Source organism: Helicobacter mustelae, from assembly GCF_900476215.1.
GTDB classification, from domain to species: Bacteria; Campylobacterota; Campylobacteria; order Campylobacterales; family Helicobacteraceae; genus Helicobacter_H; species Helicobacter_H mustelae.
Genome location: NZ_LS483446.1, coordinates 602718 through 615457 on the forward strand (window position 1 = coordinate 602718; position 12740 = coordinate 615457).

A 12740-nucleotide genomic window follows, 5' to 3' on the forward strand; every position below is an offset into this window, starting at 1 on the left:
AAACCAGGCTAAGAACCCCAAGCCCGGCCAAGTAAACCTAGTCAAAAAAAGCCAAACAAACCCAGCCAAGGTATTCAGTCAAAAAAGTAGCCCGAGCAAGGGTCTGGGAAATTTGGGAGAAAATTTTTAGAGAGAGGATTTTAGCAGAGGAATCAATAGCCCCTCATACAGACTTTGATAAGCCTCATTTCCTAGCAAGTAGCGCACGATTTCTAAACCAAACAAAATCGCAGTCCCAGGGCCTGCGGATGTGATGATATTTTGGCTAACCACGATGGCTTGATTCTTGCGTGTGCCAGGGATCTCTGCCTCACAGCCTGGATAGCAGGTGAAATCTCCTCGCAGCACTCCTGCATGATTGAGAACTATCGGGGAAGCACAGATGGCTGCTATGAGTTTCTTTTTTGCATGGAGTTCTTGGATGGTTTTGATGATGATGGGGGAATTTTTGAGATTGTTCATGCCATCAAATCCACCAGGGAGTGCGATGGCATCAAGAGAATCTAGGGCAATGGAGCTCAGCGAGGTTTCTGCTTGGATTTTTATGCCATGTGCGCCTTTTACAAGTAGATGATCTGTTAGTGAGGCGGTGATCACCTCAAGTTCTGGATGATCAAGGCTCGCTCTTTTTAGCACATCAGCAATTCCGATGAATTCGGCTTCTTCAAAACCTTCTGCAAGGGGGACTAAGATTCTTTTCATTTTTGCTCCTTTGGTGAGATATGGCAGCATTATATAGAATCAAAGACAAACTTAGGGGTTTTTGATTTTGTCTTTGAGGCGCAGGAGTTCGAGTTTGGCAGCGATAATTTGAGGATGCAAAAGCTCAATTTCTAGCATTTGCTTTTTGATCTCTGTCTCATTTTTTGAGAGTTTTGCCTCTTGCAAGGCTTTTTTGTGATGGGCCATCTGTGTTTGTAACTCTTTGATGTAGTTTTGGGTCTCTTGCAAGATCTCTGCATTGTTGCAATGAGCTTTGAGTTTTTCCATTTGCGCGCGCAGGGAATTTTGGCGGGAGTGATCAGATTTTTTTGCTGCGATCTCTAGGCTTTGGCTTAGCATATCAAGCCTTTGCTCACATAAAATCTCTCTGGCAAAAATGCCGCTGCAATAAAGCAGGGCTAAAACAATAATTTTCATGGGATTCCTTGAGTGAGAATGAAATTCTAATTGTAGCAAAGACTTGGAAGGGGTGGCTTTGGATTCTTGGGATGCTGTGCCCATAGGGATTTTGGCTATAATGCCAAATTTATCAAGTAATGAAGGGTTAGGGATGAAAAATATTCGGAATTTTTCCATCATCGCACATATTGATCATGGCAAATCCACACTTGCAGATCGATTGATCCAGGCATGCCATGGTGTAAGTGATCGAGAGATGGTTAGCCAGGTCATGGATACCATGGATATCGAAAAAGAGCGCGGCATCACGATCAAGGCGCAATCTGTGCGTTTGGAATATGTGTATAACAAGCAAACCTATATTCTCAACCTGATTGACACTCCCGGACATGTGGATTTTAGCTATGAGGTTAGCAGGAGTTTGAGTAGCTGTGAGGGTGCGTTATTGGTAGTGGATGCATCTCAGGGTGTGGAGGCACAAACCATTGCCAATGTCTATGTGGCATTGGAGAATCATTTAGAGATTATTCCTGTAATCAACAAAATCGATCTTCCTGCAGCCGATCCCCTGCGTGTAGCAGAAGAGATTGAGCAAAGCATTGGAATTGATTGCACAGATGCTTTGAGAGTGAGTGCCAAAAGTGGCGCGGGAATCCAAGAATTAATCGAGCGTATTATCACGCAGATTCCACCGCCAAGTGGAGATAAAACTGCGCCAACAAAGGCATTGATTTATGATTCTTGGTTTGATAATTATTTGGGGGCCCTAGCGCTGGTGCGCGTGCTAGATGGAAATATTTCTCTAGGGCAAGAAGTGATGATTATGAGCACAGGGAAAAAACATGAGGTTTTGGGATTGTATTATCCCAATCCTGTGCAAAAGATCGCTGCCAAACAAATTGCTTGTGGGGAGATTGGCATCATTTCTCTGGGGCTAAAAAGTGTAACAGATATCGCTGTTGGGGATAGCATCACGGATGCAAAAACCCCCACAAAGGAGGCTGTAAGGGGATTTGTCCCTGCTAAGCCTTTTGTGTTTGCAGGGCTTTACCCTATTGAAACGGATCGTTTTGAGGATCTGCGCGATGCACTCAATAAGCTAAAACTCAATGATTCTGCTTTAAGTTTTGAGCCAGAAACATCCATAGCCCTGGGATTTGGATTTCGCGTTGGTTTTTTGGGATTGCTGCATATGGAGGTCGTCAAAGAGCGCTTGGAGAGGGAATTTGATCTCGCACTCATCGCCACCGCTCCTACAGTGATCTATGAAGTGGAGCTCACTGATGGCAGTGTGGTCATGGTGCAAAATCCCAGTGAATTGCCTCAAGAGCAGCGCATCGTAAAGATTAGGGAGCCCTATATCAAGGCTTCCATCATTACCCCCACAGAATATCTAGGAAATATCATTCATTTGCTTAGCAGTCGTAGGGGCATCCAGGAGAAGATGGATTATCTCACCCAGACGCGCGTAATGCTTGAGTACGCGATCCCCAGCAATGAAATTGTGATGGATTTTTATGACAAGCTCAAATCCTGCACCAAGGGCTATGCAAGTTTTGATTATGAGCAAATCCCCAATCGTGAGGGGGATTTGGTGAAACTTGATGTGCGCGTGGCAGGGGAGGTGGTGGATGCGCTCTCCATCATCGTGGATAGAAGCAAGGCCTATGAGAGGGGCAGGGCGCTTGTGGAAACCATGAAAGAAATCGTGCCCCGCCAGCTCTTTGAGGTTGCGATACAGGCAAGCGTTGGGAATAAAATCATTGCCAGAGAAACGATTAAATCTATGGGAAAAAATGTTACTGCGAAATGTTATGGGGGGGATATTACGCGTAAAAGAAAATTGCTAGAGAAGCAAAAAGAGGGCAAAAAGCGCATGAAGGCTATTGGCAAAGTGGAGCTGCCTCAAGAGGCATTTTTGGCAGTGCTAAAAATTGATTGAGATTGAGCTTTTGATGTAGGTGCTAGAGAGATTGTGAGTCTTGTGTGGCGCAGCAGTGGATCAAGGGAGGTGCATGGCCATGTCAGACCAAGCAGGCTGGCATGTCACCTGATGAAATAGAGGGGGATTAAAGCCGTGCTGAATTTGGTTTATTAAACAAGGATTAAGGATTATTTTTCTAGTATTCTGGGTTTTAAGCCATAGAGAAAATAACGATTAGGAGAGAATATGAAAATATCTTATAAGATACTTTTATGCATTTTGGCGATGCTTAGCGTCTTGTGTGTTGGAATGATTGTCGTATCTTGGCATGGGTTTAATAATGTCAAAGAAGTGAGTCATGGGGCCATTGAAAAATTTGCACTCAATGATGCTAGAGACACTGCCAAAAGCGTGGTGAGTGGGATCAAATACTTTGTGAATGGGTTTTATCAAGAATTGCATAAGCAGGGATATACCGATGCTGAGATCCGCCAAAAAATCATCCAAAGACTTTCTGGAATGAACTTAAAGCATAGCTTTATTCGATTCTATACCTTGGATACCAACGGGACCTTCCTCACACATTATCAAAAAGAAAGAGTGGGAAAAAACTATTTCTATGATAAGGATAGCAAGGGGCGGTATTATGTCCAGCAGCTCATCAAAAATGGAGTTAATGGAGGTGGCTTTACTGAAACAACTTTTTATGACAAGGTTGCCAAGGTATCAAGAATCGTTATTAGCTATACGGAAAAGGATTTGTATCTAGACATCATTTATGGCACTACCATTGATATTGGCGTGACTGAGCAGATTATCGAAAAAACCGATGCTTTGATTAATGCAGGGATTAAGTCCTCTCTAGAGGGGAATATCATCTTTTTTGTCATCATTTCTATCATTGCAATGCTAATTGTTTGGTTGTTTGTCAATCTAAGTGTCAGCAAGCCCTTGAACAATCTTTCTGAAAAATCCACAGAGCTAGGAAGTGGATATGGCGATCTCACCAAGAAGCTTAATGCTAGAGGAAATGATGAGATAGCACGTGCGAGCAGTGGAATCAATCTTTTTATCGATAAGATCCGAGAAATTATCAATCAATCTAAGGGAATTGCAAAAGATAATGCTAGCATCGCGCTAAAGCTTGCAAGCATTAGTGGTACTACAGAGGCACAGGTGCGAGAGAGCGCGCAGCATCTCATCAAAATGCAGCATTCTGGAATGGAAACCAAAGACAATTTAGACAGTGGAGTAGAACGTGCTAGGGCAGGTAAGGATGCATTGCATGAAGCAAGTGTTTATCTTGGCAGCGTGACACAAACAATTGGCGACCTCAATCAAAAAATCTCTAGCGTCTCAGAGATTGAGAGTGATCTTAGCCGTCAGGTGGAGCAGCTTAGCAAGGATGCAGATGGAGTGAAAAGCGTGCTTGAAATCATCAAGGACATCGCAGATCAAACAAATTTGCTTGCACTCAATGCTGCCATTGAAGCGGCTCGTGCAGGAGAGCATGGAAGAGGATTTGCAGTAGTGGCAGATGAGGTGCGCAATCTTGCAGAGCGTACGCAGAAATCTCTCAACGAGATTAATGCAACCATCTCTGTGATCGTGCAGGCCATCAAGAATTCCAGTCAACAGATGGATACCAATAGCAAATCCATGTATGAACTCATTGAAATCTCTAATCAAACTAGAAAAGAGATTTATGGCATGCAGGATGTAATTGCTAAAGTGCTAGATAGTAGTGAAAATACAATTAATGATTATATTTATGTAAGCAATGAGATGACCAAGATGCTAGAAGTGGTCAAGCAAGTCACAGGCATTGCTGATGGCGCAGTTAAGAATATCGAAGAGATCTCTAAAGTGGTGCATAACATCAAGGAAACTTCTTCTGATCTTGACAAAAAACTCTCTGAGTTTCAAACTTAAAAACTTGCTTTTCCTAAGAAGGGATAGGGTCCTCTAGGGGGGGAGCATCACAATCCACGCACAGGGTCTAGTTCTCCACGCAGGATATCCCTGCACCCTAGCCCCCTTACCCTCACAAAAGAATTTCTAGAATCACTCCAAATGACCTATTTTGTCTTCAATGCGACAAATTGTCCCATCAGAGATTTTTGAAAATGGGCTGGGCTATTTTGATGGTGTGATTCATTGGGGTTTTTTTGCTTCGTTTTGATTTCTTTGCTTTTTCTTTACTTTCCCTGTGCAGTTTTTGACACAGCTTGATTCATCTGCCTAGCTTTGAGAGGACATAGGGCAGTTTTTTGATTTGATTTTGTGGTTTTTTGAATTTCATGAATTTTCTTACTGTGGTTTTGGGTCTTGGATGCTGCTTTGATGGAGTTTTTGCAGTGAATCTAATCAAGGCATTAGAGCCTAAAACTTACACTGCGCCATCAAAGAGCATTCTTAGGCTATCAAGCATTATGGAAAAAATTGGGATTTTTTGTCTTGAGATTTTTGATGATGGCAATCATGGCTTGTTGATTGTACTCTTTATCATTTTCATTTTGCTCCACTGCTAGGATATAAAGATCAATGAGTTTTTCGATGCACTCTTCTTTTGCTCCCGCAAAATGTAGTGCTACAGCAAGCATGTCCATAATTTCTATCGCCAATTCTTCGTATTCTATATCTTTCATTTTTATCCTTTTTGCAGGGTTTTGATGACTTGATTTTTGATATCTTCATAGATGAAGCTTTCCCTAAATCCCTCCAATCTTCCACCAGAGGCATTTTTATGCCCCCCGCCATTGAAGCATTCTTTGCTAAGTAGACTTACATCGCATTTTCCACTAGCACGCAAAGACACATTGCCTTTGGAATTAATGTCCATGTAAAAATCATATTCTTCATTATTGCGCAAAAAGAGATTTGCAAGCACGCTGATTCCACCCATAGAGTAGCTTAAAAACCCTTTTTTGTCTTTGTAATAGATAGTGCACTGTTCTTTTTTGGTTTCTAGTAGCTTGGCTTGAGCGATGGATATGATATTATCCATGGTTTGTGCATCTGGATCTCCGCCTAGCGCGATTTTTTTCAGGCGAAAGATGGCATTATCAAAGATAACATTGGCCTTTGGTAGTTCGATATAATCCTTGATGGATTCTAAGAGCTTGAATTTATAATTTCTGTGTTCCTCATCAAACATGAAGCGATTGAGTTCATTGCTATTAGCAATGAGGCTGAGTGCAACTTTTCCAAACTCAAAGCCGTAGTTTTGTTCCTTCCAGATATCGATGGAGTTAATCATTTCCACCATCAGATCCAACATGTATTCATTGCTTGGATCTTTGAGCTTGTAGTGTTCTTTGAGATGCTGGTAGGTGATTTTTGTAGCACATCTTTGGGTATCAAGGTGATACCATCGAAATGTTTTTGCGCTTTCTTCCCCGCTAACATGGTGATCCAATAATAACAATTCGATATCCACTCCATCAACACGCAAGAGATCTGCTTGCTCTTGGAGATAGTGACATTCTTGCAGGGAGAGATTGAGATCTGTGATGAGGATCAGATTTTTTTGTGGCTTTTTGGAGCGAAATTTTGCCTCCAGCTTGCAGTGATTTTGGATATGCTGCAGGATGTTCTGGAGCCTTGCTGTGATTTCTTTGCCATAATTGGCATTATAAAAAGAGATGTTTTCAAAAAAATTTCTTGCGATGAACTGGCATCCATAGCCATCCAAATCAATGTGAGAAAGGTGAAAAACATGCATGGGATTCCTTAATTAAAATTTATATCAATATTGCCTAGGACTTCGTATTTTGCACTGGCATCAAGTTCTGCGTGGCTTAGCACAACCACATCGATTTTAAATTGCTCGAGTTTATTGGCCAGTGCACGGCGTAGCAATGGATCAACAATGAGGATGACAGGCGCGATGCCTCTTTGGAGGATCTGCATGGATTCCTGTGAGATGCCATCAATAAGGCGCTGGGTTTCTGTGGTGTTGAGCAGCAGCATTTTTCCAGAGGGCTGTTCGCGTAATTTTCCTAGTAGATATTGCTCTGTATCTAGTGAGAGTGTGACAAGCTTGAGCATCCCATCATCGGATTTAAAAAGATTTGTAATTACGCGAGAGAGTTTGGCGCGCACTTGTTCGGTAATAAGTGCGATGTCATTTTGCAGAGGTGCTGCGACATCTGTGATGGTTTCTAGAATTGTGAGCATGTCTTTGATGGGTATTTTTTCATGCAGGAGTTCTTGGAGCACAGAGCGGATGACGCCAGATTGAATCTTTCTGGCTTCATCAATGATGGTGGGATAGTTTTCTGCCAGGCGATCTAGCATTGCCTTAACTTCATCTTTGGTGATGAATTCCTCTGCATAATTTTTCACAAGTTCACTGATATGCGTGGTAATCACAGTGGATGGGTCGATGACGGTGTATCCTTGGATGATGGCTTCATCTTTGATGTTTGCATCAATCCACAGCGCATCCATGCCAAATGCAGGCTCTTTTGTGGGGATGCCCTGGATCTCTGTGCCCACCATTCCGGTGTTTATGGCTAGAAATTTATCTGGCATCACGCTTCCCTCTCCGATGGTGATACCCTTTAGCTTGACTTCATAATGGCTTGGGGGGAGCTGGAGATTGTCACGAATCCGCACCTGAGGCATCAAAAAGCCATAGTCATTGGCAATTCTTTTGCGGATCCCACGCACACGCTCTAACAAATCCCCTTTTTGTTTGATATCTGCAAGGCTTATGAGTTGATAGCCTAGATCAAGAGCAAGGAGTTCTACTTTTAGCACCTCATCAATAGCCATCTCTTCCTCTTTTTTGATTTCTTCGGGGCTTTTTTGCGCAGCAGGTGTTGGGGTATGCTGAGCATTTTCTTTTGCGGCCTTGGCATCAGAGGTGGGGGAGAGATTGATATTGGTTTTTTTGCTGAGCCATTTTTCAAAGATGCTAAAAAGACTTTCTTGATCTTCCCTGGAAATGAGCCAGGAAATAAAAAGAAACAAAATTCCTACAAATCCAAGAGAGAAGGTGGGCAATCCTGGTACCGTGGCAAAAAGCAAAAGAATGATGCCTACAATGAGAAGGGTTTTGCTTTTGTCAGTGAGCTGGGTGACGAGTTTGCTGGCAAAATCTTCTGTTTCATTTTGTGTAGTTCGAGTGGCAACAATGCCTGTGGCAGTGGCAATAATGAGTGCAGGGATCTGTCCTACAAGTCCATCTCCGATAGTGAGGATGGTGAAGGTCGCTGCACTATCGCCTGCTGGCATCCCGCGCTGGAAAACTCCGATCAAAAATCCACCAATGATATTAATGATCGTGATAATGATAGAAGCAATTGCATCCCCTTTGACAAATTTGCTCGCACCATCCATTGCGCCATAAAAATCTGCTTCTTGCGTGAGTGCTGCGCGGCGAGACTTGGCCTCTTCATTGTCAATGAGTCCTGCATTGAGATCTGCATCAATTGCCATTTGTTTTCCTGGCATTGCATCAAGAGCAAATCTTGCACGCACTTCCGTAACGCGTGTAGAACCATTGGTGACTACAAGGAGATTTACAAGCACCAAAATGATGAAAATAATACTTCCAATGACATAATTTCCGCTTATGGTGAACTCACCAAAGGCTGCGATAATATCACTTACAGCCTCTGGGCCCTTGTAGCCTTCTGTCAAAATCATCCTTGTGGTGGCGACATTGAGTGCGAGACGATAGAGTGTAACAATAAGCAATAAGGTGGGAAATGCAGAAAAATCTGTGGGCTTGGTAATATAGAGTCCAATGAGGATAATTAGCACAGAGAGGGCAATGGAAATTGTTAGCAAAAAATCCAATAAAAACGGGGGCAGCGGCACAATAATAATTGCCAAAATGAGAATCACAAAAACAACAACGGTGAGATCTTTGGATTGTGAAAAAGTCCGCAAAAAAGACATTGCAGACTGCAGAGCGTTGATTTTCTTTTTAGCCAAAATTTTCCTTTGGAGAGATGCCTTGGTTCATTGTGCGTATTTTACAGTATTTTGGCGACTTTTTACTTTTTTTATGTAAGATTAGATTTTGATTTTATACCATCAGGAGGTCATTATGGCTTTAGACTCGGCGAAAAAACAAGAGATTATTAAACAATTTGCAAGAGATGAAAAAGATACAGGTTCTTCAGAAGTGCAGGTGGCATTGCTTAGCAAAAGGATCGCGGATCTCACAGAGCATCTCAAGGTGAATAAAAAAGATCACTCCAGTCGTTTGGGGCTTTTGAAGCTTGTGGGAAAGAGAAAGCATCTTCTAAAATATCTTAAAAAAACTCAACAAGATCGCTATATCAAACTGATTAACGAGCTTGGTCTCAAAGATCGCTAACCCTCCCCCAATTTGGGGATTCTCCTTATTTTGGATTTTTTTAGTTTCCTTGCTTTTTGGTGTTTGTATTGCGCGCTGATTTTTTGGGATTTTTCCCGTTTCCCTCAGTTCTCGCGCGAGTTTTGGACATTCATTCCAAGTGCTTCATCCCTCTGCCTCACTCCCACCATTTCATTGCAGTGAATTTTTTTACTTTTAAAATTGTCAATCAGGACTTTAGCTTGTATGCAATGGATCTAAAGAAATGATAAAAAGGATAGATGGAAGCTTTGAAGCGTTCTTTTGGTGCTAGGTAGGGGAAGAGAGGAGCAAAATTTTTGTGATTTTGATAAAGCAGCCTAGGGATGAATCGCATGCGCACCACAGAGAAAGTGTAATAGGTATAAACCTGGCGGTAAAAAATCTTTTTGAGCAGAGGGTCTTTTTCTTGCTCAGCAAAAGCAATGAATTTCTTTGCGATGATGAGACAGGAGTGCATGGATTGGAGCATCCGTTCCTTGGTGGGCTTGGAATTCATGATGGAACCCTCCCGCAAGCGATAATAATAAAGCTCCATTGCAGTGAAAAGAATGCTCCTAGTATACAAAAAAATCTCCGCTGTAAAAACCATATCCTCATGGAGGATATTTGGGATAAAGCTAAGATTATGGCGTATGATAAAATCTTTGCGCAATGTATAGAGCCAGACGCATCCACGATAGAGACACTGTGGGTATTTTAGGAGGTATTCTTTGCCCCTGATGGGTGTGGGTGTAGTAGGCAGGGTTATAGAATTCTCGCTTTTGTTGGAAATGTCATAGCATAGCACTTCGATGGGCTGATTTCTCAAAATCTCATGAAGTCTCTCACAAGCATCAAGTGCTAAATAATCATCAGAATCTACAAAGATGATATACTCCCCCCCCCTTTGCTTTTGCTGCAGTGAGAGAGGCCTGCATTTCTGGCCATGCTTAATCCTTGATTTTCTTGGTTAATGAGATGGATGCGAGGATCTTTTCTGGCATATTCCTCTGCGATAGCACCACTGCTATCTGTGCTACCATCATTGATGAGGATGATCTCTATATCTTTGAAGCTTTGATGAATGAGGGAATCTATACATTCCCTAAGATAGAGCTCTACATTGTAAATTGGCACGATGATGGAGAAAAACGCCATAATTCTTCCTAGAAATTGAAATTATCCATAAATTTTATCTATTTTTTGGGATTTTTGTGAAGAGAAAAATTTGTGAGAGTTTTTCGCGGAACTGTGTTCTTGGGAATTTTATAGTGGCATTTTATTCGTGTGTTCCTGGAGGGCCAAAGAAAAGGGAGTGTGGTTATTCATAGAGTTCTTTTTCCTCTTTTGCCACAGAGATTTGATTGCTTTGATAGAAGAATTTGCGCAATACCAAAATCCCTAAAAACCTTTCTTTTTCCTCATCCAAAAATTGCTGCGTGTAGGTATTGGCATTGTGGATAATCTCCTTGGCATGATGGGGATGGGCGAGATAATACTCCACAACAGATTCCAGATCTTCATAATCCTCGCTAATTTCTGCATAATGCACGCCCGCTTGCAATTGTCCCTCCATAAACCATGTCTCAAATTTGGGCTTTGGCATGAGGGCTAGGGAATTGGAGTGCAAAATCCACTTGAGATTGGTGGCGACATCATTGCCCTCTAGTGAGAGGATGAATTTGTATTGTAGATGCGTGGCGAGATTTGCTCTGCCTTTGTGCCAGTGCAGATATTCCTCTTCTTTCAGCGATCCAGTGTGGCCAGCATTGATGAGGGGGTGGTGGAAGAATTTGCGCATAAATTTTTTGCGGTGAGGTTGGTAGCAACCCCCGCGGAAAAATATTTGATCAAGTTTTTGAGAATAGGGAATTGTGTGAAGTTTTTTGGCATTGTGCTGCAGGATTCCAAAATGACGCTTTTTATCTAGCTTTAGCAAAATGTTTTGTGTGGGGCGCGGGGAGATCGGGCGGGATTTGCAAAAACTCGCAACCGGGGTTTGGTAGTTCACATCTCCAGACTCCAAGTGATAGCAGAGCCTTGAGTCTAAATAGCGCATCACCTCCCAAAAATCATAGCAGTAGCGCGAAGACTTTTTTAGCATTTGTATTTTTGTCTGCGCGTGCTTTGGTAGCGTGAAATTCTCTGGAAGATCGCAGTAGTATTCTAGGCGCTTTTTGAGTTCCCATCTTGCATCATCTTTGAGTTCTTTGATTTTTGCTGCAAAATCCTTGGCATTTGCGGGTATAAAGGTGTAATACAGGCCCTTGAGATTGTGAAAAAATGTCTCTAACAATGCTTGACTCCCACATTGGTTTGGGGTATTTTAGCATTTTCTCTCCTGGCTCTCCTTATTTTTCCCAAAGATGGGGACTTTGCTTTTTTAAAATCTTAAAATCAGGGCTTTAAATCGGTTTACAAGGGATTTGAAGAAGTAGAAAAACGCATGAATGGGGATTTTTAATCGCTCTTTAGTAGGCAGATAAGAAAAGAGGGGAGAGAAATTTTTGTAGCTTATATAGAGAAATTTAGGGTTAAGGCCAGAATAAAATAGAGAGTGGAGAAAGTAGGTATAAATCTGAATCAAAAATATCTTTTTTAGCTGGGGAGCTTGTGTCATTTCTGCGAGGTGGATGAAGTTTTGTGCTATGATGTAATAAGATGTCAGAGCTTGCAAGATGCGCTCTTTGGTGGGCTTGGAATTCATGATGGAACCCTCACGAATGCGATAATAATAAAGCTCAAGGCTTGTAAAAAGAATGCTTTTTGCGTGCAAAAGAATTTCTGCGATAAAAACCATGTCCTCATGGAGGATAGAGGGAATAAAGCTAAGATTATGGCGTATGATAAAATCTTTGCGCAATGCGTGGAGCCACACACATCCATGACCAATGCAATGGGGATGTTTTAGGAGGTATTCCTGCCCACTAATAGGTGTTTGTGTAGTGGGCAAATCCCTGTAGCCTTGACGTTTGTTGAGGATCTCATAATGCAGCACTTCGATGGGCTGATCCTTCAAAATCTCATGAAGTCTCTCACAAGCATCAAGTGCTAAATAATCATCAGAATCTACAAAGATGATATACTCCCCCCCCCCTTTGCTTTTGCTGCAGTGAGAGAGGCCTGCATTTCTGGCCATGCTTAATCCTTGATTTTCTTGGTTAATGAGATGAATGCGAGGATCTTTTCTGGCATATTCCTCTGCGATAGCACCACTGCTATCTGTGCTACCATCATTGATGAGGATGATCTCTATATCTTTGAAGCTTTGATGAATGAGGGAATCTATACATTCCCTAAGATAGAGCTCTACATTGTAAATTGGCACGATGATGGAGAAAAACGCCATAATTCTTCCTA

General features: G+C 42.1%; 12 protein-coding genes. 3 read left to right on the plus strand and 9 right to left on the minus strand.

Going from position 1 to position 12740, the window contains the following annotated elements; genetic code table 11:
- Positions 1 to 126: 126 nt before the first annotated feature.
- Together DQN48_RS02855 and DQN48_RS02860 are read right to left on the minus strand one after the other, a co-directional pair.
- The gene (locus DQN48_RS02855; protein WP_013022867.1) at positions 127 to 702 is read right to left on the minus strand and encodes a DJ-1 family glyoxalase III; all 576 of its coding nucleotides are present in this window, start codon (positions 700 to 702) and stop codon (positions 127 to 129) included.
- Between the two features lie 51 nt (positions 703 to 753).
- Positions 754 to 1140 (minus strand): DUF1090 family protein, encoded by a 387-nt coding sequence (locus DQN48_RS02860; protein WP_013022868.1) that lies wholly within the window; start codon positions 1138 to 1140, stop codon positions 754 to 756.
- 133 nt (positions 1141 to 1273) lie between these two features.
- On the opposite strand from DQN48_RS02860, the gene lepA reads away from it, so the two are divergent.
- Both lepA and DQN48_RS02870 read left to right on the plus strand, forming a co-directional pair.
- Positions 1274 to 3064, plus strand: coding sequence for a translation elongation factor 4 (gene lepA / locus DQN48_RS02865; RefSeq protein ID WP_041913088.1), 1791 nt, complete (start codon positions 1274 to 1276; stop codon positions 3062 to 3064).
- Between the two features lie 228 nt (positions 3065 to 3292).
- Complete coding sequence (locus DQN48_RS02870) at positions 3293 to 4978, plus strand: methyl-accepting chemotaxis protein (protein ID WP_013022870.1); 1686 nt, start codon at positions 3293 to 3295, stop codon at positions 4976 to 4978.
- 491 nt (positions 4979 to 5469) lie between these two features.
- Here DQN48_RS02870 and DQN48_RS02875 read toward each other — a convergent pair whose 3' ends face one another.
- The 3 genes from DQN48_RS02875 to flhA are packed head-to-tail and all read right to left on the minus strand — an operon-like array spanning position 5470 to position 8956.
- Entirely contained in the window at positions 5470 to 5694 is a 225-nt protein-coding gene (locus tag DQN48_RS02875) for a hypothetical protein (protein WP_013022871.1), read from the minus strand.
- 2 nt (positions 5695 to 5696) lie between these two features.
- A complete protein-coding gene (locus DQN48_RS02880; protein WP_013022872.1) occupies positions 5697 to 6770 on the minus strand; it encodes a DHH family phosphoesterase in 1074 nt (357 codons plus the stop codon).
- Positions 6771 to 6778: 8 nt separating this feature from the next.
- On the minus strand, positions 6779 to 8956 hold the full coding sequence (flhA, locus tag DQN48_RS02885; protein ID WP_049762225.1) for a flagellar biosynthesis protein FlhA: 2178 nt from the start codon (positions 8954 to 8956) through the stop codon (positions 6779 to 6781).
- 151 nt (positions 8957 to 9107) lie between these two features.
- Here flhA and rpsO point away from each other — a divergent pair, with 151 nt between their 5' ends.
- Positions 9108 to 9380, plus strand: a complete 273-nt coding sequence (gene rpsO, locus DQN48_RS02890) for a 30S ribosomal protein S15 (RefSeq protein WP_013022874.1) — start codon at positions 9108 to 9110, stop codon at positions 9378 to 9380.
- Between the two features lie 208 nt (positions 9381 to 9588).
- On the opposite strand, the gene DQN48_RS02895 is transcribed toward rpsO, so the two are convergent.
- From DQN48_RS02895 to DQN48_RS02905, 4 genes are all read right to left on the minus strand, one after another.
- On the minus strand, positions 9589 to 10209 hold the full coding sequence (locus DQN48_RS02895; protein ID WP_081441281.1) for a glycosyltransferase family protein: 621 nt from the start codon (positions 10207 to 10209) through the stop codon (positions 9589 to 9591).
- Positions 10210 to 10259: 50 nt separating this feature from the next.
- Positions 10260 to 10538 (minus strand): glycosyltransferase family 2 protein, encoded by a 279-nt coding sequence (locus DQN48_RS07755; RefSeq protein WP_081441282.1) that lies wholly within the window; start codon positions 10536 to 10538, stop codon positions 10260 to 10262.
- Positions 10539 to 10701: 163 nt separating this feature from the next.
- Positions 10702 to 11676, minus strand: coding sequence for a glycosyl transferase family 90 (locus DQN48_RS02900; RefSeq protein ID WP_013022876.1), 975 nt, complete (start codon positions 11674 to 11676; stop codon positions 10702 to 10704).
- Between the two features lie 87 nt (positions 11677 to 11763).
- On the minus strand, positions 11764 to 12729 hold the full coding sequence (locus DQN48_RS02905) for a glycosyltransferase (protein WP_013022877.1): 966 nt from the start codon (positions 12727 to 12729) through the stop codon (positions 11764 to 11766).
- Positions 12730 to 12740 lie beyond the last annotated feature (11 nt).

Coding starts and splice junctions, on each gene's coding strand:
- DQN48_RS02860 (WP_013022868.1), bottom strand. CDS start 1,140: ATGAAAATTATTGTTTTAGCCCTGCTTTATTGCAGCGGCATTTTTGCC.
- DQN48_RS07755 (WP_081441282.1), bottom strand. CDS start 10,538: ATGGCGTTTTTCTCCATCATCGTGCCAATTTACAATGTAGAGCTCTAT.
- lepA (WP_041913088.1), top strand. CDS start 1,274: ATGAAAAATATTCGGAATTTTTCCATCATCGCACATATTGATCATGGC.
- DQN48_RS02870 (WP_013022870.1), top strand. CDS start 3,293: ATGAAAATATCTTATAAGATACTTTTATGCATTTTGGCGATGCTTAGC.
- DQN48_RS02905 (WP_013022877.1), bottom strand. CDS start 12,729: ATGGCGTTTTTCTCCATCATCGTGCCAATTTACAATGTAGAGCTCTAT.
- DQN48_RS02875 (WP_013022871.1), bottom strand. CDS start 5,694: ATGAAAGATATAGAATACGAAGAATTGGCGATAGAAATTATGGACATG.
- DQN48_RS02855 (WP_013022867.1), bottom strand. CDS start 702: ATGAAAAGAATCTTAGTCCCCCTTGCAGAAGGTTTTGAAGAAGCCGAA.
- DQN48_RS02880 (WP_013022872.1), bottom strand. CDS start 6,770: ATGCATGTTTTTCACCTTTCTCACATTGATTTGGATGGCTATGGATGC.
- flhA (WP_049762225.1), bottom strand. CDS start 8,956: ATGTCTTTTTTGCGGACTTTTTCACAATCCAAAGATCTCACCGTTGTT.
- rpsO (WP_013022874.1), top strand. CDS start 9,108: ATGGCTTTAGACTCGGCGAAAAAACAAGAGATTATTAAACAATTTGCA.